This is a genomic window from Amycolatopsis heterodermiae (genome assembly GCF_034929455.1).
GTDB lineage: Bacteria > Actinomycetota > Actinomycetes > Mycobacteriales > Pseudonocardiaceae > Amycolatopsis > Amycolatopsis heterodermiae.
In genome coordinates this window covers 78741-104434 of the sequence record NZ_JAYFSI010000016.1, presented here as the reverse complement: position 1 = coordinate 104434, position 25694 = coordinate 78741, and the positions used below count along the sequence as shown (strand labels likewise).

Below are 25694 nucleotides of genomic sequence, written 5' to 3'. Positions count from 1 at the left end.
ATTTACCGTTCCCAGGCACCCTGGGTAACAAAAATGTGAATAAGACTCGCCTTTTGGCGGTGGTGATCTTCGGGGATGATCGTTCCGGACCACCCAGAGTGGTCTAGACGGGAGCCCCGGCGCGCAGCAGTTCGGTGACGGCGGTGGCGTACCGGCCGATCACGACGTCCGCGACGCGCGGGTCGTCCGCCAGCGGTGCGGCGACGAACGCACCCGGGTCCGCCTCGCGGGCCAGCCGGGCGATCCGGTCCGGCAGCAGGCCCGGCGCCAGGAACCACGACGCCACGACCAGGTGCTTCGCCCCGCGTTCCCGCAGCCGCGCGGCCGCCGCGGGGATGTCCGGCTCGGCCGCCGACGCGAACGCCTCGCTCACCGGGAGCCCGAGCCGGGACTTCCAGCGCGCGGCCATCGCGGCGACCACCGCGTTCGCTGACGCGTTGGACGAGCCCACCGCGCTCAGCAGTACACCCGTTCCGCGCCGCCGCGGGGCCGCGGAAAGCCGGTCCAGGGCAACCGCTTCCAATGCCGGGTCCGCGCCGAGCACGTCCGACACCTGGACGCGGAAACCGGGGCACGCGGCGGTCACCGAGGACACCAAAGCCGGCAGGTCGACTCGGGCGTGGAACGCGCTGCCCAGCAGCAGCGGCACGACGACCGCCGTCCGGTGTCCGGCCGAGTACAACCCCCGCAGCACATCGGTGACGAGGGGAGCCGAGAGGTCCAAAAAGGACTCGTGCACCGAAAGCCCTGGCGCCCGCTCGCGCACGACGTCGACCAGCGCCCGCACGGTCGCGGCCGAGCGGGGGTCGCGGCTGCCGTGCGCGACGGCGACCAGGGGAGGCGTCACGAGAACCGCTCACCCACCAGACCGGCGGCCAGGGTGTCGCCGTCCTTCGGGTCGATCACCAGGAACGCGCCGGTGCGCGGGCTGACGCCGTAGTCGTCGACGCTCAGCTCCTCGGCCAGCGTCAAGGTGACCAGCCCGATGTCGTTCAGCTCCAGCGAACCCGGCGCGGCCACGCTGGCCAGCTTCTGCTCGTCGAACCGCGCGTGCAGCTCGCCGACCAGCGCCTGCACCGTGCGGGCACCGTGCTTGACCAGCACCCGCGCGCCCGGCTTGAGCGGCTTCGACGACAGCCAGCACAGCGTGCCGGTGATCTCGTCGGTCACCGCCGGCGGCGAGTCCGCGGCCGCGATCAGGTCGCCGCGGGAGATGTCGATGTCGTCGGCCAGCAGCAGCGTCACCGACGTCCCGGAACCCGCCTCTTCGAGCGGGCCGTCGGCGGTGTCGATCCGCTCGACACGGCTGCGGATCCCCTGCGGCAGCACGACGATCTCGTCACCCGGGCGGACCGTGCCCGCGGCGATCTGGCCCGCGTAACCGCGGTAGTCCGGGTACTCGGGCGTGCGCGGCCGGATGACGTACTGCACCGGGAACCGCAGCGCCGAGTCGTGCGGGTCCGGCGCGACCGGCACGTCTTCCAGGTGCTCCAGCAGGCTCGGGCCGGAGTACCACGGCGTCCGCTCGGAGCGCGTCGCGACGTTGTCGCCCTCCAGCGCCGACACCGGGACCGCCAGCACCGAACCCCGCGGGTAGCCCAGGGATTCGGCGTGCGCGGCGAACTCCTCGGCGATCACCGTGAACGTCGCTTCGTCGTAGGCGACGAGGTCGATCTTGTTCACCGCCAGCACCAATTGCGGCACGCCGAGCAGCGCCAGCACGGCCGCGTGCCGCCGGGTCTGCTCGATGACGCCCTTGCGCGCGTCGACCAGCAGCACGGCCAGCTGCGCGGTGGACGCGCCGGTGACGGTGTTGCGCGTGTACTGCACGTGCCCCGGGGTGTCGGCCAGCACGAACGACCGCTTCGGCGTCGCGAAGTAGCGGTAGGCGACGTCGATGGTGATGCCCTGCTCGCGTTCCGAGCGCAGGCCGTCGACGAGCAGGGACAGGTCCGGTGTGGACAGTCCCTTGTCGACGGACGCGCGGGTGACCGCGTCCAGCTGGTCGGCCAGCACGGACTTCGTGTCGTAGAGCAGGCGCCCGACGAGCGTGGACTTCCCGTCGTCGACGCTGCCCGCCGTCGCGAGCCGCAGTAGGCTGGACATCAGAAGTACCCCTCACGCTTGCGGTCTTCCATGGCCGCCTCGGACATCCGGTCGTCGGCGCGGGTCGCGCCGCGCTCGGTGAGCCGCGAGGCCGACACCTCGGCGATGACCTCTTCGACGGTGCTCGCGGTGGACTCGATCGCGCCGGTGCACGAGCCGTCGCCGACGGTCCGGTAGCGCACGGTCCGCTCGGTGACCTCTTCGCCCGGCCGCGGGCCGCCCCACGGGCCTTCGGCGAGCCACATGCCGTCGCGCAGGTACACCTCGCGCTGGTGCGCGTAGTAGATCGACGGCAATTCGACCTTCTCGCGGGCGATGTAGTTCCAGACGTCCGCCTCGGTCCAGTTGGACAGCGGGAAGACGCGGACCTGCTCGCCGGGGCGGTGCCGTCCGTTGTAGAGGTTCCACAGCTCGGGACGCTGGCGCCGCGGCTCCCACTGGCCGAAGGCGTTGCGGAGGCTGAAGATCCGCTCCTTGGCCCGGGCGCGCTCCTCGTCGCGGCGGCCGCCGCCGAACACGGCGTCGAACTTGTGCTCCGAGATGGTGTCGAGCAACGGCGTGGTCTGCAACGGGTTCCGCAGGCCGTCGGCGCGTTCCTCCAGCCGCCCGTCGTCGATCCAGTCCTGGACCTTCGCGACGACCAGGCGCAGCCCGTGCTGCTCGACGACGCGGTCGCGGAACTCGATGACCTCGTCGAAGTTGTGCCCGGTGTCGACGTGCAGCAGCGGGAACGGCACCGGCGCCGGCCAGAACGCCTTGATCGCCAGGTGCAGCAGCAGCGTCGAGTCCTTGCCGCCGGAGAAGAGGATCACCGGGCGGTCGAACTCGCCGGCCACCTCCCGGAAGATGTGGATGGCTTCGGATTCCAGAGCGGCCAGGTTGTCCTGTGCCGCGTCGGTCGCGGGCTCCAAGGTCGTCATGCGTCCCTTCCTAGCCGTGCAGTCCGCACTCGGTCTTGCTCTGCCCGGCCCACCGGCCGCTGCGCGGGTCCTGGCCCGGCTCCACGCGGGCTGTGCAGGGCGCGCAGCCGATCGAGAGGTAACCGATCGAGACCAGCGGGTTCTCGAGGATGCCGTGCTCGTGGATGTAGCCGTTGAACTCGTCGTCGGTCCACGCCGCGATCGGGTTGACCTTCACCAGGCCGTTGCGGTCGTCCCAGGTGACGATCGGGGTGTTCGCGCGGGTCGGCGCGTCCACCCGGCGGACGCCGGTGACCCACGCCGAGTAGTTGCCCAGCGTCCTGCGCAGCGGCACGACCTTGCGCAGGTTGCAGCACAGCGTCGGGTCGCGGTCGTGCAGCTTCTCGCCGTACTCGGCGTCCTGCTCGGCGACGCTCTGCTCGGCCTGCGCGTTGACGATGCGCACGTTCGGGTAGACGGCCTGCACCGCGTCGCGCGTGCCGATCGTCTCCGGGAAGTGGTAACCGGTCTCCAGGAACAGGACGTCCACATCGGACTTCGCCTTCGTGGCGAGGTCGATCAGCACGGCGTCCTGCATGTTGGACGCGACGATGAAGTCGTCGCCGAACGTGTCGACGGTCCAGCGGATCGCCTCGTCCGCGGTCGCGTCCGCGAGCTCTTTCGAGGCGCGTTCGGCGAGGGTCTTGTAGTCGGCTGTGGCGGTCATCGGGACACCTCCGGAAGGGACAGTCCGAGGAACTTCACCGAGAAGACCCGGCGACAGGCGGAACACAGCCAGCCGCCGTTCTCTTCCGGGCGCAGGTCCTCGTCGCCGCAGTACGGGCAGTAGAACGGCGTGGCGCGCTCGGTGCTCGTCACTGCAGGACGCTCTCTTCGGCACGCGCGGCCCACTGCGGGAACCGTTCGCCGGGCTCACGTCCGGCGACGTAGGCGCGCACGACGCGTTCGACGTACCCGGTCAGCTCCGACGCGGTCACCTTGTGGCCGCGCAGCTTCCGCCCGAACCCGGCGTCGAGGCCGAGGCCGCCGCCGAGGTGCACCTGGAAGCCCTCGACCTGGTTGCCGTCGGCGTCGGTGACGATCTGGCCCTTGAGGCCGATGTCCGCGGTCTGGATCCGCGCGCAGGAGTTGGGGCAGCCGTTGAGGTGCACGCTGACCGGGGTGTCCAGCTGGGCCTGGATGTCGGCGAGCGACTTCTCGAGGTCGGCGACCAGCTGCTGCGCCCTGGCCTTCGTCTCGACGATGGCGAGCTTGCAGAACTCCAGCCCGGTGCAGGCCATCACGCCGCGCCGCCACGGCGACGGCTTGGTGTCCAGCCCCAGCTCGGCCAGCTCCGCCTGCAGCGCCGGCACCCGCGCCTCGGGGACGTCGAGGACGACGAGCTTCTGCTGCGGCGTGAGCCGGACCCGCTGCGACCCGGCCCGCTCGGCGGCCTGGGCGACGGCGACGAGCGTGCCGCCCGAGACGCGCCCGGCGATCGGCGCCGCGCCGACGTAGAACTTGCCGTCGACCTGCGGGTGCACGCCGACGTGGTCGATCGGCTGCGCGGGGGTCTCCGGCGCCGGGCCGTCGATCAGCTCGCGCTCGAGGTACTCGTCCTGCAGGACCTGGCGGAACTTCTCGGCACCCCAGTCCTTGACCAGGAACTTGATCCGGGCGCGGGCGCGCAGCCGCCGGTAGCCGTAGTCGCGGAAGATCGAGATGACGCCTTCCCAGACGTCCGGGACCTCGTCGCGCGGGATCCAGGCACCGAGGCGCTGGCCGATCATCGGGTTGGTGGACAGGCCGCCGCCGACCCAGAGGTCGAAGCCGGGGCCGTGCTCGGGGTGGTTGACGCCGACGAACGCGATGTCGTGGATCTCGTGCGCGACGTCGGACTGACCGGAGATGGCGGTCTTGAACTTGCGCGGCAGGTTCGAGTACGCCGGGTCGCCGATGTAGCGGCGCTTGATCTCCTCGATCGCCGGCGTGCCGTCGATCACCTCGTCGGCGGCGATGCCCGCGACCGGCGAGCCGAGGATGACGCGCGGGCTGTCGCCGCAGGCCTCCATCGTGGTCATGCCGGACTTCTCGAGCTTGTCCCAGATCGTCGGCACGTCTTCGATCCGGATCCAGTGGTACTGGATGTTCTGCCGGTCGGTGATGTCGGCGGTGTCCCGCGCGTGCGTCTGGGAGATCTCGCCGAGCACGGTGAGCTGCTCGGTGGTCAGCGCGCCGCCGTCGAGCCGGACCCGCAGCATGAAGTAGCGGTCGTCCAGCTCCTCCGGCTCCAGCGTCGCGGTGCGGCCGCCGTCGATGCCGGGCTTGCGCTGGGTGTAGAGGCCGAACCAGCGGAACCGGCCGCGCAGGTCGCCCGGGTCGATCGCGTCGAACCCGCGGTGGGCGTAGATGGTCTCGATCCGCGCCCGCACGTTCAGCGGGTTGTCGTCCTTCTTGGACCGCTCGTTCGGGTTCAGCGGCTCCCGGTAACCGAGCGCCCACTGCCCTTCGCCGCGCTTCTGCTTGACGCGCGCGGGGCGGGCGGGGGTGTCACGCGTGGGCGAGGCCATGGGGGCGTCCTCCGAGAGGCTTTTCGTGGCACCGGAGGACGCGAAGACGACCTTCCCTCCGGCACCGCTGTCCAGGTTCGTGGCAGGTGGTGGTGATCGGGAGTCAGCGAACGGGCACGCAGAGGGCACTGGCGACCCGCAGGAGGTCGACGTGGCGGCGCGCCACGAGGAGAACACCGGCAGAAGTCACGCGCTCAGCGTGCCACGCGTCCACAATGTGGTCCAGCGGTGCCCGGATGGTGGGAGAAGGGTCACTAGCCAGGGAGAATGCGGTCGATCAGCAGGGCCACCACCTGCGCGTCCGAGTAGCCGGAGAACGCCTCGGGCAGTGTCAACCGCTCGACGGTCAGCCCGGTCAGGGCCAGATAGAGCAACAGCACCTCGTCGCGCCCGCCCGGTAGTCCGGCGGCTTCGTGGAAGCCGACGCTGAGCTCGAAGCTCTCGCGCACGGTCGCGGTGAGCGCCGCCGCCAGCTCCGGGCGCCGGTTCGCCTCCAGTCGCAGCTCCAGCAGGGCGAGGTAGGCGCTGCGGCGGGTGGTCAGCCGCGTCATCAGGTCGCCGAGCAGCGCGCCGACCCGGCCGGCCGACGGCGGTTCCGAGCGCGGGTCGGCCAGGACCTCGTCGGCCGCCGCGAGCCGGACGTGCACGCGTGCGCCGGCCTCGGCCAGCAGCTGGTCGCGGTCGCGGAAGTAGTTGGACGTCGTCCCCGGCGGGACCCCGGCCTCGGTGTCCACCGCGCGGTAGGTGAGCCCGCGGGCGCCGTCCCGGGCCAGCACCTCGACGGCGGCGTCGGTGAGCGCGGTCCGCCGTTCGGTGTTCTGCCTCACGCCGAATCCTCCTTGCCCGATTTAAACCACTACGGTTAGAGTACTACGAACACAGTGGTTTGAACGAGAGGGTCTGGGGATGCAGGTCAAGGGTTTCGGGGCGGGGTACCTGGTCGACGACGTCGCCGCGACCACCCGCTTCTACGCGGACGTCGTCGGGCTGGCCGTCACGGTGGAGCTCGACTGGTTCGCCAGTGTCAACGCCGGGGCTCCCGGCTACGAGATCAGCTTCGTGCAGCGGGGGCACGAGTCGGTGCCGGACGGCTACCGGGCGCGGGAGACGGCCGGGCTGATGTTCGGGCTCGTCGTCGAGGACGCCGCGGCCGAGGCCCGGCGCTTGACGGAGGCCGGCGTCGAGCTGGTGGCGCCGGTCGTCGACGAGGTCTACGGGCAGCGGCACTTCTACGTCGCGGACCCGAACGGCGTGCTGCTCGACGTCATCGAGATGATCCCGGCCGACCCGGAGTGGGTCGCGGCGAACACCTCGGCGTCGTAAGCACCGTTAACCCGATCGGGCCCTCGGCGCGGCCGGGGCGGTGGCGGGGTGGACAATCCGGGGGTGCCCGTGCTGCGTCCCGACCCCGCCACACCGATCGACCCGGCGTTGCCGGAAAGCGCGCTGAAGGGCCTCGGCAGCAGAGCTTTCGGCGTCTACGTGCACGTCCCGTTCTGCGCGACCCGCTGCGGCTACTGCGACTTCAACACCTACACCGCGGGCGAGCTGGACTCCGGCTCGTCGCCGGAGTCGTGGCTGGAAGGCCTGCGCCGCGAGCTGGAGCTGGCCGCGCGCGTGCTGGTCGTGCCGCCCGCCGCCGAGACGGTCTTCGTGGGCGGCGGCACCCCGTCACTGCTCGGTGCGGACGGCCTGAAGTCGGTGCTCGACGCCGTCCGCGACGTCTTCGGCCTGGCGCCCGGCGCCGAGGTGACGACCGAGTCGAACCCGGAGTCGACGTCGCCGGAGTTCTTCGCCGGGATCCGCGAGGCGGGCTACACGCGGGTGTCGCTGGGCATGCAGTCCGCGGCGCGTCACGTGCTCAAGATCCTCGACCGCGTGCACACGCCGGGGCGTCCGGTGAAGGCCGCCGCCGAGGCGCGCGCGGCCGGGTTCGAGCACGTGAACCTGGACGTGATCTACGGCACGCCCGGCGAGCGCAGCGAGGACCTGCGGGCGACGCTGGAGGCCGTGCTGGCCGCCGGGGTCGACCACGTTTCGGCGTACGCGCTGATCGTCGAGGAGGGCACGGCGCTGGCCCGCCGGGTGCGCCGCGGCGAGCTTCCCGCGCCGGACGACGACGTGCTGGCCGCGGACTACGAGATGATCGACGCGACCCTGTCGGCGGCCGGCCTGCGCTGGTACGAGGTGTCGAACTGGGCCGCGACGGACGCCGCCCGCTGCCGCCACAACCTCGCCTACTGGCGCGGTGACGACTGGTGGGGCGCCGGTCCGGGCGCGCACAGCCACGTCGGCGGGGTGCGCTGGTGGAACGTCAAGCACCCGGCGCGCTACGCGTCGCTGCTGGCCGCGGGGGACTCGCCCGCGGGCGGGCGCGAGGTGCTCACCGACGACGACCAGCACCTCGAGCGGATCATGCTCGAACTCCGCGTCGCCGAAGGACTCCCGCTCGACGTCCTGGACGCGCCAGGCCTGGCCGAAGCCCGCGCGGCGGCGGCCGAGGGCCTGCTCGACCCGTCCGCTTTGGACTCCCGGGGCCGCGCGGTGCTGACCGACCGCGGACGCCTGCTGGCCGACGGTGTCGTCCGCCGGCTTGCGGGATGACGCCGCCGCGGTGAGCGAGTACCAGTACTACGAGTTCCTGGCGATCGACCGTCCGCTGGACCGAGCGGAACAAGCCGCCGTCCGGTCGCTGTCGACCCGGGCGACGATCACGGAAACCAGCTTCGTCAACGACTACCACTGGGGAGACTTCAAGGGCGATCCGCGCCTTTTGGTCGAGAACTACTACGACGCGCACCTGTACCTGGCCGACTGGGGCACCCGCCGCGTGATGCTCCGCCTGCCGGGCGACCTGCTCGATCCCGGCGTCGTCGAGGATCACCACGTGGCCGGCTATCTCGACATCGCGCGTGCGGGCGAGTTCGTCGTGGTCGACTTCGTCAGCGAGGACGACGCCGATGACATCGACCACGACCCCGATAGCCTGCTGCCGGAGATCGCCGGAGTTCGCGCCGAGCTCGTCGGCGGAGAACTCCGGCCGCTCTACCTCGGCTGGCTGGCCGCCTACGGCAACTGGGAACGCGACGAAGAGGCCTTCGGCAGGGACGCCGACGACGTCCTCGAACCCCCGGCTCCGCCCGGGTTCGGCTCGCTGACCGCGGCGCAGCGGGCACTGGCCGGCTTCCTCCGCCTCGACGACGACCTGCTCGCGATCGCCGCGCCGGACTCGGCCGGTAGCGCCCCGGCCCGCCGGACCGTGGGCGAACTGCTCGACGGCGCGGCCCGCCGGCGGACCGGCGGCTGAAGTCGGCTGGCCGGTGTCGTCCTCCCGGTTGCCGAACACGCCGCCGCGGGCATAAATCTCCGGACCACGTCGTTACTTGCATCAAGCAACGACGTTGGAGGAGGGCCCATGGCGCGCGCGATCAGGTTCGGCGAGTACGGCGATGTGGACGTCCTGCGGGTGGAAGACGTCCCGCGCCCGGCGCCCGGACCGGGCCAGGTGCTCGTCGAGGTCCGCGCGGCCGGGATCAACCCGGGGGAGATCTCGATCAGGCGCGGCCTGCTGCACGACCGCTGGCCGGCGACCTTCCCGTCGGGCCAGGGCAGTGACTTCGCGGGTGTGGTCGCCGAACTCGGCGAGGGCGTCGAGGAGATCGAGGTCGGCGACGAGGTCATCGGCTTCGTCCACACCCGGTCCAGCCAGGCGGAGTTCGTCGTGGCGCCGGCGGAGAACCTGACGCCGCGCCCGGACGGCGTGTCGTGGGAGGCGGCCGGCTCGCTGTACGTCGCCGGCGCCACCGCCTACGCCGCGGTGCGCGCGGTCTACCCGCGCGAAGGCGAGACCGTCGTCGTGTCGGGGGCCGCAGGCGGCGTCGGTTCGCTGGCCGTCCAGCTGGCGAAGCTGTCCGGTGCCACCGTGATCGGCCTCGCGAGCGAAGCGAACCACGCGTGGCTGCGCGAGCTCGACGTCGTGCCGGTCGAGTACGGCGAGGGCGTCGAGGAGCGGATCGAGAAGGCCGCGCCGGACGGCGTCCACGCGTTCATCGACACCTACGGCGACGGGTACGTCGACCTGGCGCTGCGGCTCGGGGTGTACGCGGGCCGGATCAACACGATCATCGACTTCGCCGCGGCGGAGAAGTACAACGTCAAGGCCGAGGGCAGCGCGGCCGCGTCGACGGCGGACGTCCTGCGCGAGCTGGCGACCCTGGTCGCCAAGGGCCTGCTGGAGGTGCCCGTCGCGAGCGTGTACCCGCTGGCCGAGGTGCAGGACGCCTACCGCGAGCTGGCCCAGCGCCACACGCGCGGCAAGATCGTCCTGGTCCCCTGAGCCTCACGTGTTCCTGGCCGCGACCACCTTCAGGCCGGCCAGGAACACGTCGAGCGCGAAATCCAGCCGTTCGGTGGCGGTCTCTTCGGTGAAGAACTCGCCCATCCGCAGCATGTTCGGGAACGCGTCGGCCGGCAGGGACTGCATGTAGGCCAGCATCTGCTCGCCACGCTCGGAGACGTCGTCGGCGTCGATCTCGCCCCACGTCCAGCCGCTCGCTTCGTACGCATACGCCTTGGCGTAGAGCGAAAGCGCGTCCCCGGCGAAGCTCGCCTGCTTGAGGTCCAGCCCGCCCGCGCGCAGCAGCTTGAGCATCGCTTCGCCCTGGTGCAGTGAGCTGGGGTTGACCGGCACCGCGATGTTCCACGCCACCCGCGCGATGCCCGGGTGCGCGACCATCGCGTCGATCTGCGCGTGCACCAGGTCCTTCACCTGCTCGTCCCAGCGCGCCGGGTCGGGCTCCGGCAGCGGCAGGTCGCCCAGGACGGCGTCGAGCATCAGCTCCGCCAGCTCGTCCTTGTTCGACACGTGCGCGTAGAGCGACGCGGGTCCCGTCTCCAGCTCCTGCGCGACCCGGCGCATGGTCACCGCGTCGAACCCCTCCTTCGCCAGGATCTCCAGCGCCGTCTTCACGACGAGCTCCTGCGAGAGCGCGGGCTTCGCGGCGCGGCGGCGCGGGGCGCGGCGCCACGGCGGCGGGGGAACGGTCAACGGAACCTCCTCGGTCACGAACACTGTACTTGACGCGAACGGCGTTCGTATGTAGAACGGTGTTCGTAAGACGAACAGCGTTCGACAAAGGGGATACCATGACCACGACCACCGCCGATACCGACGTCCGCGCCGTGCTCGACCGGCTCACGCAGGCTTGGAACGACGGCGACGCCACCGCGTACGGCCGCCTCTTCACCGAGGACGCGGACTACATCACCTTCTTCGGGCTGAACATGCCCGGCCGGGCCGCCATCGAGAGCGGGCACCGCGCGCTCTTCGAGGGGCCGTTGAAGGGCTCGAAGCTGACCGGGAACCTCGGCGCCGAGACCAAGGTGCGGTTCGTCCGCCCGGACGTCGCGGTCGCCGTGGTGGGCGGCGGCTCCTCGCTCGGCGGGGGTGAGACCCCCGACGCGGGCCGCGAGTCCACCGTCAGCTTCGTGCTGGTGGAGGAGAACGGCGAGTGGCTGATCACGGCGTTCCAGAACACCCGTGTGTCGGATCCGCGCGGGTGAAAGCGCTTGCGGAGGCGGCCGGGGTGGTGCCCCGGCCGCCGGGCGAGGTGTTCGAGCGGCTGCGTGTGTGGCTGACCTCGGGCGGGTACCCGATGCGCATGGACGTCGATGCCGATCGCGGTTTCGTCGCCGTGCAGGGCGGTTGGTGGTACCGCGGCGAGTACCGCGTGACCGCCGATCCGGCCGGGTCACGCGTCGAGCACCGCGTGGTCAACGCGGCCGAGTGGGGGCGCTGGGGAGTACCGCTGGCCAACCGGTTCTTCCTGGGGTACCGCGAAAAGGTGGCGGCCGGATTCGCCGGGTTGCTGGCGGAGCTGGACCGCCCGGACTGGCCGGGGGTGCGCTCCGGCGCGTAGGGTGAGTTAGGCAAGCCTTAGTACTGAGCAAGGAGATGGCCGATGGCCGAAGCGCCCCGCCGGTCCGGACGGCCCGCGGTGAAGCTGCGTGTGCTGCGCACCGAGCGCCTCACCCCGCACATGATCCGGATCGTCGCCGGTGGCGACGGCATCAAGGACTTCGCGGCGAACGCGTTCACCGACGCCTACGTGAAGGTGCTGTTCAAGGTGCCCGGCGTCGCGTACCCGGAGCCGTTCGACGTCCAGGAGATCCGGGCCACCCTGCCGCGCGAGCAGTGGCCGCGGATGCGGTCCTACACCGTGCGGGGCTTCGACCCGCAGGCCGGCGAGCTGGTCTTCGACTTCGTCCACCACGGCGACGAAGGCATCGCCGGCCCGTGGGCGGCCGCGGCGAAGCCGGGTGACGAGCTGCTGCTGTCCGGCCCGGGCGGGGCGTACGCGCCGGGCGCGGAGGCCGACTGGCACCTCCTGGCCGGTGACGAGAGCGCCCTGCCGGCCATCGCGGCGTCCCTCGAAGCGCTCCCGCCCGGCGTCCCGGCGCAGGCCGTGATCCTGGTCGAGGACGAGAGCGAAGAGCAGGCGCTGGTCACGAAGGCGGACGCGCAGATCACCTGGCTGCACCGCGCGTCGGGCGGTGACGTCGCCTCGGCGGTGAAGGCGCTGCCGTGGCGTGAGGGCGTCGTCCAGGCGTTCGTGCACGGCGAGGCGGGCTTCGTCCGCGAGCTGCGCCGGTACCTGCTCGACGAGCGGAGCGTGCAGCGCGAGCTGCTGTCGATCTCCGGCTACTGGCGCGTCGGCAAGGACGACGAAGCCTGGCGCGAAGAGAAAGCGGCCGAGCGCGCGCGGGAGAAGTAACCTCGCTGCATGGAACTCAAGGTGGACGTCGACCCGGCCGAAGCCGGCTTCGACGCGGCGCGGCTGAAGCGGATCGACGACCACTTCGCCCGGTATGTCGACAATGGACGGTTGCCGGGCTGGCTCGCGGTGGTGAGCAGGCACGGCAAGCTCGTGCACGTCGGCAGCGGCGGGCAGCGGGACGTCGAGGCCGGGCTGCCGGTCGAGCCGGACACGCTCTGGCGGATCTTCTCGATGACCAAGCCGATCACGTCGGTCGCCGCGATGATCCTGGCCGAAGAGGGCCTGCTCGAACTGGACGACCCGATCTCCCAGTGGCTGCCGGAGTTCGCGTCGCCGCGGGTGTACGTCAAGGGTTCGGCGCTCAAGCCGCTGACCGAACCGGCGACGGGCCCGATCCGGGTGTGGCACCTGCTGACGCACACGGCGGGCCTGACGTACGGCTTCCACCACGGCCACCCGGTGGACGCGATCTACCGCGCGGCCGGCTTCGAGTGGGGCACGCCGCCGGGTCTGGATCTGGCGGCGTGTTCCGAGCAATGGGCTTCACTGCCGTTGCTGTTCCAGCCCGGGGCGGAGTGGAACTACTCGATCGCGACGGACGTCCTGGGCCGCGTCGTCGAGGTGGTGTCGGGCCAGCCACTGGACGAGTTCTTCCGGTCGCGCATTTTCGACCCGCTGGGCATGACGGACACGGGCTTCTTCACCACTGACACCGATCGCCTGGCCGCGCTGTACATCCCAGACCCCGCGACTGGCGGCATCACGCGCAACGACGCGTTCGGCTCCTTGGGCAAGTCCCGCCCGACGTGTCTTTCGGGCGGCGGCGGCCTGGTGTCGTCGGCGGCGGATTACTGGCGTTTCACGGAGATGCTGCTGAACGGCGGCGTCCTGGACGACGTCCGCATCCTGTCTCCCCGCACGGTGTCACTGATGGCGAGCAACCACCTGCCGGGCCACGTCGACCTGGAGGCGTACGGCCGTCCGCTGTTCGCGGAAATGCCCTTCGACGGGCACGGTTTCGGCCTGGGGTTCTCGGTCTTGGAGGACCCGGTGAAGGCCCGCACGTTGGCGTCCACCGGCGAGTTCGCCTGGGGCGGCGCGGCTTCGACGGCGTTCTGGGTGGACCCGGACGAGGACATCACGGTGGGGTTCTACACACAGCTGCTGCCGTCGAGCACCTACCGGCTGCGACCGCAGCTGCGGCAGCTGGTCTACCAAGCACTGGTGGACTGATCAGACGAGCTCATCTTTAGAGCTGAAGTTCGCGTGGCGCAACTCCGTCAGTCGGGCTGCACATCGGTGCGCAGCTGTGTTCGTGTGAAAGGGATGCCGGTCTGATATGACCTTCAGTCTTGTTGCTTCGGTTCTTTGGGGCCCGAGTCCCAAGTGTCAGCAGCGGGTGTTGCCTCCTCTCTGACTGCAGAGGTGAGTTGATTGATCAGGTTGACCATTCGTGTGAGGCCTTCTGTGGTTCCGCGACCTGTTAACCGGCCAATAATGGCACCATCGAAGCCTCGTTGGAGGATATCAAGTTCCAGCCTTCCTGTTTGTGTCCTTTCTTGGCGAACGGTGAACTCTTTTGCGATTCGTGGTGGCATTGTTTTTTCTGAACTCTGGACGACATGAGACTGTGGAGTGTGTAACGCTTGTGCTAGAAGCTTGAGATCTAATTCGATGTTGCGATGCTCGAATCTCAGGTATTGCTTGTAGGCGATCTCGGATATGTCCGCAGGCAAATCTTCTACTGTAAGCCTTGTTGCTCGGCTCAAAAGGATGGGAATGATTCTCTTGTTGAGTCGCAGAGCGATGACGATCTCTCTGCGAACCCAATCTTCGGGTGGGGAGCTGAGTGGACTGTCCGAAGTTTTCATTCGCTCCCGCCAGGTTGGGCCAATGATGACTAGTACCGTCTCGCAGGCTTCGAGAGCGGTCTCTATGGCTTGCGAGTAGCTTTCGCCTGGACTGATCGATCGACTCGCACGGAAGACGCTCTCTCGTCCGAGTATGTCGGATAGCTTCTCGTCGAGAAGGGTAGCCGCGTAGGAGTCATCTCCGGAGCGGTAGCACAAGAACACTTTGTTCATCGGATTACTGTCCCGGTGTTTCGAATCGAGCGGGCATGGATTTTTCTGCCACCGGAAGCAGTGCGGCCGAAAGTTGAGGCGTGAGTTCTCGGACGGCGGAGCTGGAGTTCCACCTGTTGAGAATTCTGGCTAATTGCCGCAGGTCGCTGCGGATCGTTGCTGACTGTATTACCGGGGTGAGTGAAATTATCTCATTGGCGATAACGCAAGCTCGGTCGACCTCGCGTATGCTGGCCAGCGCCAGCGCCAGTCGGGCTGCTATTCTCGCCCATGCACGACTTCGTTCTCTTGAAGTCTGCTCCAGTAGTGGTTCCAAGATTGCAATGGCTTCGGTGCAGCGCCCGAGATCGAATAGTGACCACCCTCTTGCTAGTGCGACTGGATCTGCGATCCTTGTCGGCCCGATTACTGGACTAGATGAGGCGTTTGCATCTTTTTTCGGCATCAGGGAGCGTGCGCGATCTATGCATGACTGAAATTTGTCGTAGTCGCCCGCCAGTGCGTGGCCCTGGGCTTCGCGTTGTGCGGCCAGAGCCTTGACGCGGTCTCCGGGCCTCAATCCCTGGGCTTGTTTCGCAAATCGGATCGTTCCGTAAGCGTCCTGCTGATACATCGCAATATTTGCTCGACGCAAGTATGAGTTGGCAATAAGATCGTTGTCGCCTATTTCCTCGGCGAGTTCGACGCTGAGGTCTATCCATCGAAGGGCGGTGACGTCGTCGCCCGACTCCTGTGTCATCCAGCTGGTGAAATCCGCAAAGTGAGCGGCAAGGCGAAGTGTTTCCCTGGATAACTGTGGTGTTGTGTGAACCGCCATGTTCCTGAGTGCGGAGATGTGCGGCTTGATCATCTCTGCTACTGAAGACGGAGGCAGAGCTTGTCCCAGGTCTCGAAGTGTTGCGAGGATGGCTCGAAAACCGTCGAGCGCGTATTTGGCGTCAGCGTCTGAGACTGTCGCGGTGGGCTTGAAAGTGGCTGTGCGCCCCGCGCGGGGTGGGTCGTGAGCTTGAGGGTTGTCCGAAGTGGCAACGCCGTCAGTGTTGTCTGCTGCTTCTTGGGGAACGTCCTTGGCGAGTGCTATCAGTTGGCCGCTCGCGGACAGTGCACTGTCCGTGACTCGCACGAAGTGGGAGCTCGGCGACTTCTGGCCGGTCTCGACCTTGCTGATGTATCCCTTGCTGAATTTGGTGAGCTCGCCGAGTCCATGCATCGACAGGCCTGCGGCTATGCGTAGTCGTCGCAGCTCGGGGCCGAACTCCGGCCTTGTTCCTCGTCCCGACGTGCGAGCCATCCTGCCTCCGTCCAACACTGGATCATTGTGCCTGATGACGACGATGTTTCCCAGTCTTGACATCGAGGAAACGGGAAACGCATACTGATCGCCCCAGGTCTGCGTGCTCGTGGACGCCGGCTGTTGGGTCGCCCTGTCGGGTGAGTCGACAGCCGGTCGCCCTCGGGGAGTCGGTACCCGAACGGATGGTGGCGGTGGTTAATTCAGAGGGTTCCGCTTCGCCGCGTTTGACCGTGGCTGGGGCTGGAGCCATCGGGCGGGAAGCATGGACTCTACGAGCCATGATCACTGATGGTACTGCCAATATGACTCTGGGTGGCGTAGTCGGGGGAGGCTTCGGCGTCGACGCTGTCAAGTTGTTCATGGGCTCGGGTCCGACGATGGGCTGGCCCTCCGTCCTCGCGAGCGGCGTTGGACTCGCTAGCGTCGTTTTCGGCCTATGGCTCCGGCGTCGATCCCGCCGCCGCATGCGTGTCGGCGTCGTGGTCTCTGCGATGGATGCACGCAGAGGTCTGATGCGCGCTCGTCAGCTAGAGCAACAGGCGGAAGCCTTCAGTCGAGGCGCCTGCATGGTCACGCTGAAGGCTGGCGTCGAATTGTCTGACGGCGGTGGGTGGAATCAGGCTCTTGTCGGTGCTCTTGCTGACGAAACGTTGTCGGCGATGACATTAGCCGAACGATTGACTCCTGACGCAGGTCAGATCAACTTGATTCCCACGATGCCGCTGAATGTCGCGTTCTGGTTCGGCTCCAGGTTGGGGTATACACATGCCCGCGAGGTGGTGGTGCACGCGCTCCGGCAGGCGAACGGGACGCCTGCGTATTTCCCTGCGACGTCCCTCCGGGCAATGGATGCAGATGTCGAACCGCTGACCGTCGAACGACTCCGAGCTATCGATGGTGGTGATCCACGCGCGGTTGCCCTGGCCTTGGACCTGCAGGGACACGGAGACCAGTTCTTCGATCAAGTCACAGCGGCATGCCGTCAGCACAACATCGGATACCTGCTGTCGATCCAAAGTCCGGCCGATCTTCCTGAGAACCGCATCACTTCGGTCGGGGTGGTCGAGCAGACTTTCCGCGCTTGGAGAGATGCTCCTTTCCCGGTTGGGGCGCGCGCAGGACGACACGCGATCTTCCTCAATGGGCCTGTCGCGATTGCGGTGGCACTTGGTGCCCGCCTGGCTTCCCCGGGACACGGTACGTGGACGGCGTTCACCTTTGATGAGGCGAGCAACCTATTCGAGCCATTCCCTCCGGTGTTGCCTGATTGAGGCCCGGGGATTGCCAGACATGCCCTGGCGGACTTGTGGACGTCGGATCGATCCAGCGAGTTGCCCTGGCAAGGCTCAGCCGAACGGGCCCTTGTCCGGTGCGCAGACCGCGCCTCGCGCAGGTACCGCGCCCGTCAGGAAGTACGTGTCCAGCGACTTGTCGACACATGCGCTCTTGCCGCGGGAGCCGTGGCCGTACGTGTCCAGTGTCAGCAGTCGCGCGTTGGCCAGGAGCTTTTCGGTTCGGACCGCTCCGTCGTACGGGGTTTCCAGGTCTCCTTGCTTGTTCGCCAGCAGGAGGATCGGCGCTGTCGGGCGGTTCCACGGGCCGGTGTAGCGGCCCGTGTCCGTGACGTCCCAAGTCGCGCACGGCAGTGTCTTGTAGACGTCGTACGGGCCGAAGCCGCGGCCGACTCGGTCGGCCGCGCGGGCGTAGCCCGCCCAGACCGCCGGGTCGTGCGGGTTGGCCGCGTCCGAGCACAGGGTTGCGCCGCCGCCCAGTAGTGAGTCGACGTCCGGTGGTCCGCCGGCGGAGGCCGGGATCGGCAACGCGGGGTTCGCCAGAGACTGCAGGTACGCCGCCAGCTGCGGGGCCGCCTGGGCGTCCGTCAGGTAGGTGTGGATCTGGGCGATCGCGCTCTGGTACGTGACGGTGACCTGGTGGCCCGCGGTGTCCGTCACCGTGATCGGGCCGGTGGCCAGGCGGTCGAGGATGGCGGAATAGTCGAAGGTGCAGCGCGCGGCGCAGGCGTCCAAAAAGGACTGAAGGGCGCGCGGGCCGTCGACGTAGCCGGCCAGGCGGTAGCTCATCGGGCCCGGGCCGGTCGCCCAGCGGGACGGGTCGTCAACGGCGTCCAGGGCCAGCGTGCCGACGCGGCCGGGGAACAGGTTCGCGTACGTCTCGCCGAGGTACGTGCCGTACGACTTCCCGTAGTAGCGCAGCTTCGCCTCGCCGAACGCGGCGCGCAGCCGGTCGAGGTCGCGGGCGATCGTGCCCGTCGACAGGTGGTTCGCCAGCGGGCCCGCGTTCTGCTCGCACAGGTCCGTGATGGTCTTCGTGTCCGCGATCTGCTGCTGTTCGGCTTCAGCGGAAAGCGGGAACGTCCCGAGCGCCCGCTGCAGCACCTCCAGCTGCGACGGGTCGGTGAAGCAGTGGATCTTCGAGCTGGCCCCGACGCCGCGCGGGTCCATCCCGACGATGTCGTAACGGGCGTGTAACGCCGGTGTCAACGCCGGGGCGAAGCGGCCGGGCGAACCCGGGCCGCCCGGGTTGTAGAAGATCGTGCCCAGCTTGTGGGCCTGGTCGGTGGCCGGCAGGCGGCCGATCGCCACCGTGGCCGTCCCGGCCGAGGGGTCCTGATAGGACAGTGGGACGTCGAGCCGGCCGCAGTCGTACCCGCCCGGCGACCCGGCCGGACAGGTTTCCCAGACGATTCCGGCGGGGCTTGCCACTGCTGCGGGTGCGCTCAAAGCCACCACACCCGCCGCGGCCCCCAGAGCCAGCACAGCACGGAGTTTCGGAGATTTCATCCGCCGATCGTCCCGCCGCCGGGACCGGGGGCGCGCTGGTGCGCACCCCCGGAACCGGGGTAGGGCGAGCCCTACGCGGTCAGCTTCGGGATGATCTGCGACCCGTACGACGCCAGGGTCGCCTCGCGGTCGTCGTGCATCAGGTACAGCGAGAACTGGTCGACGCCCAGCTCCGCCAGTTCCTGCAGGCGGGAGACGTGCGCCGACGCCGGGCCCAGCAGGCAGAACCGGTCGACGATCTCGTCCGGGACGAACTCCGTCGACGGGTTGCCCGCCTTGCCGTGGTGGCTGTAGTCGTACCCCTCCCGTTCGCGGATGTAGTCGGTCAGCTCCCGGGGCACCGCGCCCGACGAGCCGTAGCGCGCGACCAGGTCCGCGACGTGGTTGCCGACCATCCCGCCGAACCAGCGCAGCTGCTCGCGCTGGTGCGCCAGGTCGTCACCGACGTACGCCGGGGCCGCGACGCAGATCGTGATGCCGCCCGGGTCGCGCCCGGCCGCCCGCGCCGCGTCCCGCACCGCGCCGATCGTCCAGCGCGTGATCGCCGGGTCCGCGCACTGCAGGATGAAGCCGTCGGCGTGCTCGCCGACCGTCTTCAGCGCCTTCGGCCCGTACCCGGCCATCCACATCTCGAGCCGGCCGTTGCGGATCCACGGGATCTGCACGGTCGTGTCGTTCATCTCGACCGCGCGCCCCTCGGCCAGCTCCTTGACCACGTGCATGCAGTCGCGCACGGTGGCCAAAGTGGACGGTGGCTTCCCGACGACCCGGTGCGCGGAGTCGCCGCGGCCGATGCCGCAGACCGTCCGGTTGCCGTACATGTCGTTGAGCGTGGCGAACGTCGACGCCATCACCGACCAGTCGCGGGTGCCCGGGCTGGTCACCATCGGCCCGACCACCAGCGACGACGTCGCGGCCAGGATCGCCGAGTAGATGACGAACGGCTCCTGCCACAGCACGCAGGAGTCGAACGTCCAGCCGTAGCGGAACCCGGCGTCCTCGGCGTCCTTCATCAGCCGCACGACGTCCCGCGCGGGCGGGTCCGTCTGCAGCACGATCCCGAAGTCCATGGCCCGCTCCTAGTTCAGGTACTGGTTCAGCTCGCGGGACAGGAACTTGCCGTGGGACGTCGACCCGGTGAACCCGTCGGGCGAGACGACCACGCGCCCACGCGAAAGCACCGTGTGCACGCGTCCGGTCAGCTCGAACCCTTCGTACGCCGAGTAGTCCACGTTCATGTGGTGCGTCTCGGCCGACAGGGTCTGCTTCGCGGAAGGGTCGTAGACGACGATGTCGGCGTCCGAACCCGCGGCGATCACGCCCTTGCGCGGGTACAGCCCGAACATCCGCGCCGGCGTCGCCGAGCACGTCTCGACCCAGCGCCCGAGCGTCAGCTCACCCGCGACGACACCCTGGTGCAGCAGGTCCATCCGGTGCTCGACGCCGGGCATGCCGTTCGGGATCGCCCGGAAGTCGCCGCGGCCCAGCTCCTTCTGGTCCTTGAAGCAGAACGGGCAGTGGTCGGTCGACACCACGGACAGGTCGTTCGTCCGCAGTCCGCGCCACAGGTCGGCCTGGTGCGACTTCTCCCGCAGCGGCGGCGACGCGACGTACTTGGCGCCCTCGAAGTCCGGCTTGGCCAGGTCCTCAATGGACAGGTAGAGGTACTGCGGGCACGTCTCGGCGAACACGTTCTGGCCGTCGTTGCGCGCTTCCGCCACCGCCGCAAGCGCTTGCGACGCCGAGAGGTGCACGATGTAGAGCGGCGAACCGGTGACCTTCGCGAGCTGGATCGCCCGTGACGTCGCCTCGCCCTCCAGCTCCGGCGGCCGGGTCAGGCCGTGCTGCACCGGGTCGATCTTCCCGGCCTCGAACGCCTGCGCGGCCAGCTGGTCGATCGCGATGCCGTTCTCGGCGTGCATCATGATCGTGGCGCCGATCTCGCGCGCCTTCTGCATGGCCAGCAGGATTTCGCCGTCGGTCGAGTAGAACACGCCCGGGTAGGCCATGAACATCTTGAAACTGCCGACCCCGGCGTCGACGCAGGCTTCCATCTCCTTCAGCGACTGGTCGTTGACGTCGGAGACGATCATGTGGAAGCCGTAGTCGATCGCGCAGTTGCCGTCCGCTTTGGAATGCCACTTGTCCATCGTGGACAGCAGCGACGTCCCCTTGGCCTGCACGGCGAAGTCGATGATCGTCGTCGTGCCGCCCCAGGCCGCCGCCGTGGTGCCGGTCGCGAACGTGTCGACCGAATGCGTGCCGCCGAACGGCATCTCCATGTGCGTGTGCGCGTCGATGCCGCCGGGCAGCACGTACTTGCCGGTGGCGTCGATCGTCTCGTCGCCGGTGAGCGTGCCGGGCGCGCCGACGGCGGCGATGGTCTCGCCGTCGACCAGCACGTCCGCCAGGAGCGCACCCGACGGCGAAACGACCTGGCCGCCCTTGATCAGGGTGGTCATCAGGCCTCCGTGAGGGGGCCGTAGGTGTCCGGCCGGCGGTCGCGGTAGAACGCCCACAGGTCGCGGACCTCGTCGATCAGCGTCATGTCGAGGTCGCGGATGACGACCTCGTCGTCGGTGTCGGACGCGGCGTCACCGATCAGCTGGCCGCGCGGGTCGGCGAAGTACGTCTGGCCGTAGAAGTCGTTCTCGCCCAGCGGTTCCACGCCGACGCGGTTGATTGCGCCGACGAAGTACTCGTTCGCCACCGCGGCCGCCGGCTGCTCCAGCTTCCACAGGTACTGCGACAGGCCGCGGCTGGTCGCCGACGGGTTGAACACGATCTTCGCGCCCGCCAGGCCCAGCGCGCGCCAGCCCTCCGGGAAGTGCCGCTCGTAGCAGATGTAGACGCCGATGCGGCCGACAGCGGTGTCGAACACCGGGTAACCCAGGTTCCCGGGCCGGAAGTAGAACTTCTCCCAGAAGCCCTTGACCTGCGGGATGTGGTTCTTGCGGTGCTTGCCGAGGTAGGTGCCGTCGGCGTCGATCACCGCGGCGGTGTTGTAGTACACGCCGGGCTGCTCGACCTCGTACATCGGCACGATCAGCACCACGCCGTGGCGCTCGGCCACCTCCTGCATGAGCTTGGTCGTCGGCCCGTCCGGGATGCCCTCGGTGTAGGAGTAGAACTCGGTGTCCTGCACCTGGCAGAAGTAGGGGCCGTAGAACAGTTCCTGCAGGCAGACGACCTGGGCGCCCTGCGAGGCGGCGGAGGCGATGTGGTCGACCGCCGCCTTGATCATGGACTCCTTGTCACCCGTCCACCGCTGCTGGATCAATCCGGCTCGGACGACGCTCACTTGCTTCCTCCTTGTTCGATGACGCGGACAGGGCGGCGAAGACGACGAACGCGCCGACGAAGCCGACCACCCAGTTGTAGTCGTAAAGCGGCTTGAGGAACGGGATCAGCCCGCCGTCGGGGAACGGCCCGCCATAGGCACCGCCGACCGAGAGAACGGCTCCCACCAGCGTGGCGACCAGCGCGCGCCAGTTCCAGCCGCCGCTGAACCAATACACCCCATCGGGTGTGTAGAGGTCCTTCAGCTTGAGCTTCGTGCGGGCGATCACCCAGTACCCGGCGACGAGCACGCCGGCGACCGCGCCGAGCAGGCCGCCGTAGAAGCCGAGCCACGCGAAGATGTAGATGTTCGGGTCGGAGTAGAGCCGCCACGGCTGGATCAGGATGCCGATGACGCCGGTGATCCCGCCGCCGACCGCGAAGGTGATCCTCTTCGGGAAGGCGTTGGAGAAGTCGTAGGACGGGCTGACGACGTTGGCCGCGAGGTTCGCCGAGATCGTCGCGAGCACCAGCGCGACCAGCGCGACGACCACCACGACCGGGCTGGTGAACTTGTCGGCCAGCTGCGCCGGGTCCCAGATGTCCTCGCCGTAGAGCACGTGCCCGCCCGACGTGGTCAGGATGGCGACGATCGCGATGAACGTCATCGTCGTCGGCAGGCCGAGGATCTGGCCGCGGACCTGCTTGCGCTGGCTGCCGCCGAAGCGCGTGAAGTCCGGCATGTTGAGCGAGAGCGTCGACCAGAACGCGATCATCGCCATCAGCGACGGCGCGAACACCTTCCAGAAGTCCGGGCCCCAGCCGAGCTTGCCGCCGTCGGACAGGATCGGGCCGAGCCCGCCCGCCTTGACCAGCACGTACCCGAGCAGGATCAGGAAGCCGACCGACACCAGCGGCGCCGTCCAGTTCTCGAACCGGCGGACGGCCTCCATGCCGCGCCAGATGATCAGCATCTGGCCGATCCAGAACACCACGAACGACAGCCAGAGCGTCCAGTGCTGCCCGGCGATCTCCGGCGCGTCCCGCCACCACGAGCCGAGCAGGCGGCCGAGGATGACGTAGATGGCCTCGCCGCCGACCCAGGTCTGGATGCCGAACCAGCCGCAGGCGATGAACGCCCGCAGCAGCGCGGCCAGGTTGGCGCCGCGCATGCCGTAGAACGCGCGGGCGAACACCGGGAACGGGATGCCGTACTTCGTGCCGGCGTGGCTGTTGAGCAGCATCGGCGCCAGCACGACCAGGTTGCCGATGGTGATCGTGATCAGCGCCTGGACCCAGTTCATGCCGAGCGCGATCAGCGACGCGGCCAGGGCGTAGCTGGGGATGTTGTGGGCCATCCCCATCCAGAGCGCGAAGTAGTTGTAGGTGGTCCAGGTCCGTTTCGCAACGGGGACGGGTGCCAGTTCGTCGTTGAAGAACCGGCTGCCTTCGAGAGACCCGACGTCACCCGGGTCGAGCTCGACCCGGCCGTCGTCGTGCACGCGCTGGTCTGCGGGTGTCGGCGCCATTGCGGAATCCTGCGCGCCCGGCGCGCGGAGGTGGCATTGGCAGACTGTTCACTGTTCGCGGCGTCGGAACGCAGACTGTCGATTGCGTTGACGCCGTCGCGGTGCATGACCTGCGTCACACGTTCGGCGGTCACATTCCGGCAAAGCGCGTGAAACCTCTACACAGGATCTCCACACTTCGCGCGGACCGTCTCCACCTCCGGTGCCTAGAGTCGGCGCCATGGAACTGGGTGGGCGGCGGGTGCTGGTCGTCGAGGACGACGTCACGATCGCCGCGTCGATCGTGGCGCGGCTGCGGGCCGAGGGGTTCACCGTGGAGGTCGCCCACGACGGGCCGGCCGCCGTCGAGACCGAGGCGTCCTGGGAGCCGGACCTGGTGGTGCTGGACGTCATGCTCCCGGGCTTCGACGGCCTGGAGGTCTGCCGCCGGATCCAGGGCCGGCGTCCGGTGCCCGTGCTGATGCTGACCGCGCGCGCCGACGAGACGGACATGCTGGTCGGGCTCGGCGTCGGCGCCGACGACTACCTCACGAAGCCGTTCTCGATGCGGGTGCTGACCGCCCGGGTGCACGCGCTGCTGCGCCGCGTCGAACGGTCTTCCTCCGGGCAGGGCGCCCGGATCGTGCTCGGTGACCTCGAGATCGACGTCGACCAGCGGCGGGTCGCCCGGGCGGGGGTGGCGGCGCAGCTGACGCCGATCGAGTTCGACCTGCTGGTGCACTTCGCGCGGCGGCCGCGGGTGGTGCAGCCGCGGGAACGGCTGCTGTCGGAGGTGTGGGACTGGGACGTCCACGGCACGTCCGCGGGCACCCGGGCCGTGGACAGCCACATCAAGGCGTTGCGCCGGAAGCTCGGCGCGGACCTGATCCGCACCGTGCACGGCGTCGGCTACGCGCTGGAGGCGGGATCGTGAAGCGGGTCGTCGTGAAGGTCGCCGAGCTGCTGCCGCGGCCGCTCGACCGCGTCCGGTCGATCAAGCTGAAGCTGGCGATCCTGATGGTGGCCTCCGGCGGCGTCGCGTTCGCGTTCTTCAACTGGCAGATCGGCTGGCTGCCGCCGAAGACGACGATCACCGCGGTGCTGCTGGCGCTGGTGCTGTCGCAGGTGCTGGCGCACGGGATGACCCGGCCGCTGCGCGAGATGACGGGCGCGGTGCGGGCGATGGCCAAGGGCGACTACACGCGCCGCGTCCGCGCCACCACGCGCGACGAGGTGGGCGAGCTCGCGCAGGCGTTCAACCTGATGGCGGGCGACCTCGGCGACGCCGACCGGCAGCGGCGCGAGCTGATCGCGAACGTCTCGCACGAGCTGCGGACGCCGATCACGGCGTTGAGCGGGGTGCTGGAGAACCTCGTGGACGGCGTCGAGGACGCGGACCCGGCGACGTTGAAGACGGCGCTGCAGCAGACCGAACGGCTGGCGACGCTGGTCGAGGAGCTGCTGGACCTGTCGCGGCTGGACGCCGGGGCGATTCCGCTGCACAAGACGACGTTCTCCCTGTCCGCGTTGTTGTCGGAGGCGGTGTCCGAGGCGGCGCTGGTGCGCGGGGTGAGCTTCGAGGTGTCGGTGTCCCCGGCGGACGCGGTCGTGACGGCCGATCGCGGACGGCTGTTCCAGGTGGTGGCGAACCTGCTGGAGAACGCGGCCCGCCACGGCCCGGCGGGCGGCGTGGTACGGGTCGTCGCGGAGCTGCGTGCCGGCGAGGTGCGCATCGAGGTGTGCGACGAGGGCCCGGGCATCGCCCCGGCGGACCGCACGAGGGTGTTCGAGCGCTTCACGCGCGGCGAGCGCCCGACGGGCGGCGGCACGGGGCTGGGCCTGGCGATCGCGCGGTGGGCGGTGGAGCTGCACGGCGGGACGATCGGGGTGGTCGAGCCCTCCGGCATCGGCGGCACTGGCGGCCGGATCCGGGTGACCCTCCCGACCAGCTGAGTGCCGGGCTCGTGAGTGGGAAGCAGTGTTCTAACCCGGTTTCCCACTCACGACCAGCCGAGCACAGCGGCGTCTGACATTTGCGAACGTGAACGTGGGAACTCGAGAAGGCGGGCGAAATGCCGAAGTCCAGTGTTGGTGGTGGGGTGCCGCGGGGTAAGCGGACGGCCGCGTCCCGGGGGCCGGAGAGCGCGGATCCGGTCGCGGCGGGAGGTGGCGCATCCGGTGCGGCGCGGTCCGGAGGGGATGCTGCTGCTGGGGAGGGCGCTGCCGAAGGACGGGGATCCGGGGTGGCAGGGCCTGGTGCGGCGGGGCGGGCCCGCAGCGCGGCGCGGTCCGGAGGGGACGCCGCTGATGTGGAGGCGGGTGTCGCCGGGCAGGGGTTCGACTCGGCACGTGCCGGGGCGGGTGTTGCTGCTGGGGA

27 protein-coding genes are annotated in these 25694 nt (G+C 69.1%); 11 read left to right on the top strand and 16 right to left on the bottom strand.

Going from position 1 to position 25694, the window contains the following annotated elements:
• Nucleotides 1–103: 103 nt before the first annotated feature.
• The 8 genes from VA596_RS44200 to VA596_RS44170 all read right to left on the bottom strand — a co-directional run bounded on the left by VA596_RS44200 (nt 104) and on the right by VA596_RS44170 (nt 6402).
• Entirely contained in the window at nt 104–847 is a 744-nt protein-coding gene (locus tag VA596_RS44200) for a sirohydrochlorin chelatase (protein WP_323335933.1), read from the bottom strand.
• Nucleotides 844–2106, bottom strand: a complete 1263-nt coding sequence (locus VA596_RS44195) for a sulfate adenylyltransferase subunit 1 (RefSeq protein WP_323335931.1) — start codon at nt 2104–2106, stop codon at nt 844–846. The genes VA596_RS44200 and VA596_RS44195 overlap by 4 nt, the downstream gene beginning before the upstream one ends.
• Nucleotides 2106–3026 carry a sulfate adenylyltransferase subunit CysD gene (gene cysD / locus VA596_RS44190; protein ID WP_323335930.1) on the bottom strand — a complete coding sequence of 307 codons (921 nt, stop codon included), beginning with the start codon at nt 3024–3026 and terminating at the stop codon, nt 2106–2108. The genes VA596_RS44195 and cysD overlap by 1 nt, the downstream gene beginning before the upstream one ends.
• Before the next feature lie 10 nt (nt 3027–3036).
• A complete protein-coding gene (locus tag VA596_RS44185; protein WP_323335928.1) occupies nt 3037–3732 on the bottom strand; it encodes a phosphoadenylyl-sulfate reductase in 696 nt (231 codons plus the stop codon).
• Nucleotides 3729–3884, bottom strand: a complete 156-nt coding sequence (locus VA596_RS44180) for an Insertion element protein (RefSeq protein WP_323335927.1) — start codon at nt 3882–3884, stop codon at nt 3729–3731. Before VA596_RS44180 ends, VA596_RS44185 begins: the two co-directional genes overlap by 4 nt.
• Nucleotides 3881–5575: a nitrite/sulfite reductase gene (locus VA596_RS44175; RefSeq protein ID WP_323335925.1), complete on the bottom strand. Its 1695-nt coding sequence runs from the start codon at nt 5573–5575 to the stop codon at nt 3881–3883. Before VA596_RS44175 ends, VA596_RS44180 begins: the two co-directional genes overlap by 4 nt.
• A gap of 103 nt (nt 5576–5678) precedes the next feature.
• The gene (locus VA596_RS50755; RefSeq protein WP_371827718.1) at nt 5679–5765 is read right to left on the bottom strand and encodes a putative leader peptide; all 87 of its coding nucleotides are present in this window, start codon (nt 5763–5765) and stop codon (nt 5679–5681) included.
• A 64-nt stretch (nt 5766–5829) separates the two neighbouring features.
• Nucleotides 5830–6402, bottom strand: a complete 573-nt coding sequence (locus VA596_RS44170) for a TetR/AcrR family transcriptional regulator (RefSeq protein WP_323335923.1) — start codon at nt 6400–6402, stop codon at nt 5830–5832.
• Nucleotides 6403–6481: 79 nt separating this feature from the next.
• Here VA596_RS44170 and VA596_RS44165 point away from each other — a divergent pair, with 79 nt between their 5' ends.
• The 4 genes from VA596_RS44165 (at nt 6482) to VA596_RS44150 (ending at nt 9911) form a co-directional block, all read left to right on the top strand.
• A complete protein-coding gene (locus VA596_RS44165; RefSeq protein ID WP_323335921.1) occupies nt 6482–6898 on the top strand; it encodes a VOC family protein in 417 nt (138 codons plus the stop codon).
• A 48-nt stretch (nt 6899–6946) separates the two neighbouring features.
• The gene (hemW, locus tag VA596_RS44160; protein ID WP_410171973.1) at nt 6947–8179 is read left to right on the top strand and encodes a radical SAM family heme chaperone HemW; all 1233 of its coding nucleotides are present in this window, start codon (nt 6947–6949) and stop codon (nt 8177–8179) included.
• Nucleotides 8180–8189: 10 nt separating this feature from the next.
• A complete protein-coding gene (locus VA596_RS44155; protein ID WP_323335919.1) occupies nt 8190–8882 on the top strand; it encodes a hypothetical protein in 693 nt (230 codons plus the stop codon).
• A 108-nt stretch (nt 8883–8990) separates the two neighbouring features.
• The gene (locus VA596_RS44150) at nt 8991–9911 is read left to right on the top strand and encodes an NADP-dependent oxidoreductase (protein ID WP_323335917.1); all 921 of its coding nucleotides are present in this window, start codon (nt 8991–8993) and stop codon (nt 9909–9911) included.
• 3 nt (nt 9912–9914) lie between these two features.
• Here the strand turns inward: VA596_RS44150 and VA596_RS44145 are convergent, their stop codons facing one another.
• Complete coding sequence (locus VA596_RS44145; protein ID WP_323335916.1) at nt 9915–10622, bottom strand: TetR/AcrR family transcriptional regulator; 708 nt, start codon at nt 10620–10622, stop codon at nt 9915–9917.
• A 98-nt stretch (nt 10623–10720) separates the two neighbouring features.
• Between VA596_RS44145 and VA596_RS44140 the strand changes: the two genes are divergently transcribed.
• The 4 genes from VA596_RS44140 to VA596_RS44125 are packed head-to-tail and all read left to right on the top strand — an operon-like array spanning nt 10721 to nt 13584.
• Nucleotides 10721–11137, top strand: coding sequence for an SgcJ/EcaC family oxidoreductase (locus VA596_RS44140; protein ID WP_323335914.1), 417 nt, complete (start codon nt 10721–10723; stop codon nt 11135–11137).
• Entirely contained in the window at nt 11134–11493 is a 360-nt protein-coding gene (locus tag VA596_RS44135; protein WP_323335913.1) for a hypothetical protein, read from the top strand. Before VA596_RS44140 ends, VA596_RS44135 begins: the two co-directional genes overlap by 4 nt.
• A gap of 42 nt (nt 11494–11535) precedes the next feature.
• Nucleotides 11536–12348 (top strand): siderophore-interacting protein, encoded by an 813-nt coding sequence (locus tag VA596_RS44130; RefSeq protein ID WP_323335911.1) that lies wholly within the window; start codon nt 11536–11538, stop codon nt 12346–12348.
• A gap of 9 nt (nt 12349–12357) precedes the next feature.
• The gene (locus VA596_RS44125) at nt 12358–13584 is read left to right on the top strand and encodes a serine hydrolase domain-containing protein (protein ID WP_323335910.1); all 1227 of its coding nucleotides are present in this window, start codon (nt 12358–12360) and stop codon (nt 13582–13584) included.
• A gap of 113 nt (nt 13585–13697) precedes the next feature.
• On the opposite strand, the gene VA596_RS44120 is transcribed toward VA596_RS44125, so the two are convergent.
• Nucleotides 13698–14435: a toll/interleukin-1 receptor domain-containing protein gene (locus VA596_RS44120; RefSeq protein ID WP_323335909.1), complete on the bottom strand. Its 738-nt coding sequence runs from the start codon at nt 14433–14435 to the stop codon at nt 13698–13700.
• Between the two features lie 4 nt (nt 14436–14439).
• The gene (locus VA596_RS44115; RefSeq protein WP_323335907.1) at nt 14440–15726 is read right to left on the bottom strand and encodes a helix-turn-helix domain-containing protein; all 1287 of its coding nucleotides are present in this window, start codon (nt 15724–15726) and stop codon (nt 14440–14442) included.
• A 185-nt stretch (nt 15727–15911) separates the two neighbouring features.
• Here VA596_RS44115 and VA596_RS44110 point away from each other — a divergent pair, with 185 nt between their 5' ends.
• The gene (locus VA596_RS44110; RefSeq protein WP_323336109.1) at nt 15912–17000 is read left to right on the top strand and encodes an SAVED domain-containing protein; all 1089 of its coding nucleotides are present in this window, start codon (nt 15912–15914) and stop codon (nt 16998–17000) included.
• A gap of 75 nt (nt 17001–17075) precedes the next feature.
• Here VA596_RS44110 and VA596_RS44105 read toward each other — a convergent pair whose 3' ends face one another.
• The 5 genes from VA596_RS44105 to VA596_RS44085 all read right to left on the bottom strand — a co-directional run bounded on the left by VA596_RS44105 (nt 17076) and on the right by VA596_RS44085 (nt 23338).
• Entirely contained in the window at nt 17076–18530 is a 1455-nt protein-coding gene (locus VA596_RS44105) for an alpha/beta hydrolase (protein ID WP_323335905.1), read from the bottom strand.
• Nucleotides 18531–18601: 71 nt separating this feature from the next.
• A complete protein-coding gene (locus VA596_RS44100) occupies nt 18602–19600 on the bottom strand; it encodes a TIGR03842 family LLM class F420-dependent oxidoreductase (protein WP_323335903.1) in 999 nt (332 codons plus the stop codon).
• 9 nt (nt 19601–19609) lie between these two features.
• Nucleotides 19610–20992: a dihydropyrimidinase gene (gene hydA / locus VA596_RS44095; protein WP_323335902.1), complete on the bottom strand. Its 1383-nt coding sequence runs from the start codon at nt 20990–20992 to the stop codon at nt 19610–19612.
• The gene (locus VA596_RS44090; protein WP_323336108.1) at nt 20992–21774 is read right to left on the bottom strand and encodes a nitrilase-related carbon-nitrogen hydrolase; all 783 of its coding nucleotides are present in this window, start codon (nt 21772–21774) and stop codon (nt 20992–20994) included. Before VA596_RS44090 ends, hydA begins: the two co-directional genes overlap by 1 nt.
• A 10-nt stretch (nt 21775–21784) precedes the next feature.
• Nucleotides 21785–23338: an NCS1 family nucleobase:cation symporter-1 gene (locus VA596_RS44085; RefSeq protein ID WP_323335901.1), complete on the bottom strand. Its 1554-nt coding sequence runs from the start codon at nt 23336–23338 to the stop codon at nt 21785–21787.
• A 220-nt stretch (nt 23339–23558) separates the two neighbouring features.
• Between VA596_RS44085 and VA596_RS44080 the strand changes: the two genes are divergently transcribed.
• Nucleotides 23559–24251, top strand: coding sequence for a response regulator transcription factor (locus VA596_RS44080; protein ID WP_323335900.1), 693 nt, complete (start codon nt 23559–23561; stop codon nt 24249–24251).
• Complete coding sequence (locus VA596_RS44075; RefSeq protein WP_323335899.1) at nt 24248–25270, top strand: HAMP domain-containing sensor histidine kinase; 1023 nt, start codon at nt 24248–24250, stop codon at nt 25268–25270. The genes VA596_RS44080 and VA596_RS44075 overlap by 4 nt, the downstream gene beginning before the upstream one ends.
• The last annotated feature ends 424 nt before the right edge of the window (nt 25271–25694 follow it).

What these genes read in the sequence shown, in the direction of transcription:
- VA596_RS44125 (WP_323335910.1), top strand. Translation starts at nt 12,358, where the DNA reads ATGGAACTCAAGGTGGACGTCGACCCGGCCGAAGCCGGCTTCGACGCG.
- VA596_RS44120 (WP_323335909.1), bottom strand. Translation starts at nt 14,435, where the DNA reads ATGAACAAAGTGTTCTTGTGCTACCGCTCCGGAGATGACTCCTACGCG.
- VA596_RS44080 (WP_323335900.1), top strand. Translation starts at nt 23,559, where the DNA reads ATGGAACTGGGTGGGCGGCGGGTGCTGGTCGTCGAGGACGACGTCACG.
- VA596_RS44090 (WP_323336108.1), bottom strand. Translation starts at nt 21,774, where the DNA reads ATGATCAAGGCGGCGGTCGACCACATCGCCTCCGCCGCCTCGCAGGGC.
- VA596_RS44195 (WP_323335931.1), bottom strand. Translation starts at nt 2,106, where the DNA reads ATGTCCAGCCTACTGCGGCTCGCGACGGCGGGCAGCGTCGACGACGGG.
- VA596_RS44105 (WP_323335905.1), bottom strand. Translation starts at nt 18,530, where the DNA reads ATGAAATCTCCGAAACTCCGTGCTGTGCTGGCTCTGGGGGCCGCGGCG.
- cysD (WP_323335930.1), bottom strand. Translation starts at nt 3,026, where the DNA reads ATGACGACCTTGGAGCCCGCGACCGACGCGGCACAGGACAACCTGGCC.
- VA596_RS44085 (WP_323335901.1), bottom strand. Translation starts at nt 23,338, where the DNA reads ATGGCGCCGACACCCGCAGACCAGCGCGTGCACGACGACGGCCGGGTC.
- VA596_RS44185 (WP_323335928.1), bottom strand. Translation starts at nt 3,732, where the DNA reads ATGACCGCCACAGCCGACTACAAGACCCTCGCCGAACGCGCCTCGAAA.
- VA596_RS44100 (WP_323335903.1), bottom strand. Translation starts at nt 19,600, where the DNA reads ATGGACTTCGGGATCGTGCTGCAGACGGACCCGCCCGCGCGGGACGTC.
- VA596_RS44115 (WP_323335907.1), bottom strand. Translation starts at nt 15,726, where the DNA reads ATGGCTCGCACGTCGGGACGAGGAACAAGGCCGGAGTTCGGCCCCGAG.
- hydA (WP_323335902.1), bottom strand. Translation starts at nt 20,992, where the DNA reads ATGACCACCCTGATCAAGGGCGGCCAGGTCGTTTCGCCGTCGGGTGCG.
- VA596_RS44165 (WP_323335921.1), top strand. Translation starts at nt 6,482, where the DNA reads ATGCAGGTCAAGGGTTTCGGGGCGGGGTACCTGGTCGACGACGTCGCC.
- VA596_RS44140 (WP_323335914.1), top strand. Translation starts at nt 10,721, where the DNA reads ATGACCACGACCACCGCCGATACCGACGTCCGCGCCGTGCTCGACCGG.
- VA596_RS44150 (WP_323335917.1), top strand. Translation starts at nt 8,991, where the DNA reads ATGGCGCGCGCGATCAGGTTCGGCGAGTACGGCGATGTGGACGTCCTG.
- VA596_RS44130 (WP_323335911.1), top strand. Translation starts at nt 11,536, where the DNA reads ATGGCCGAAGCGCCCCGCCGGTCCGGACGGCCCGCGGTGAAGCTGCGT.
- VA596_RS44175 (WP_323335925.1), bottom strand. Translation starts at nt 5,575, where the DNA reads ATGGCCTCGCCCACGCGTGACACCCCCGCCCGCCCCGCGCGCGTCAAG.
- VA596_RS44110 (WP_323336109.1), top strand. Translation starts at nt 15,912, where the DNA reads ATGGTGGCGGTGGTTAATTCAGAGGGTTCCGCTTCGCCGCGTTTGACC.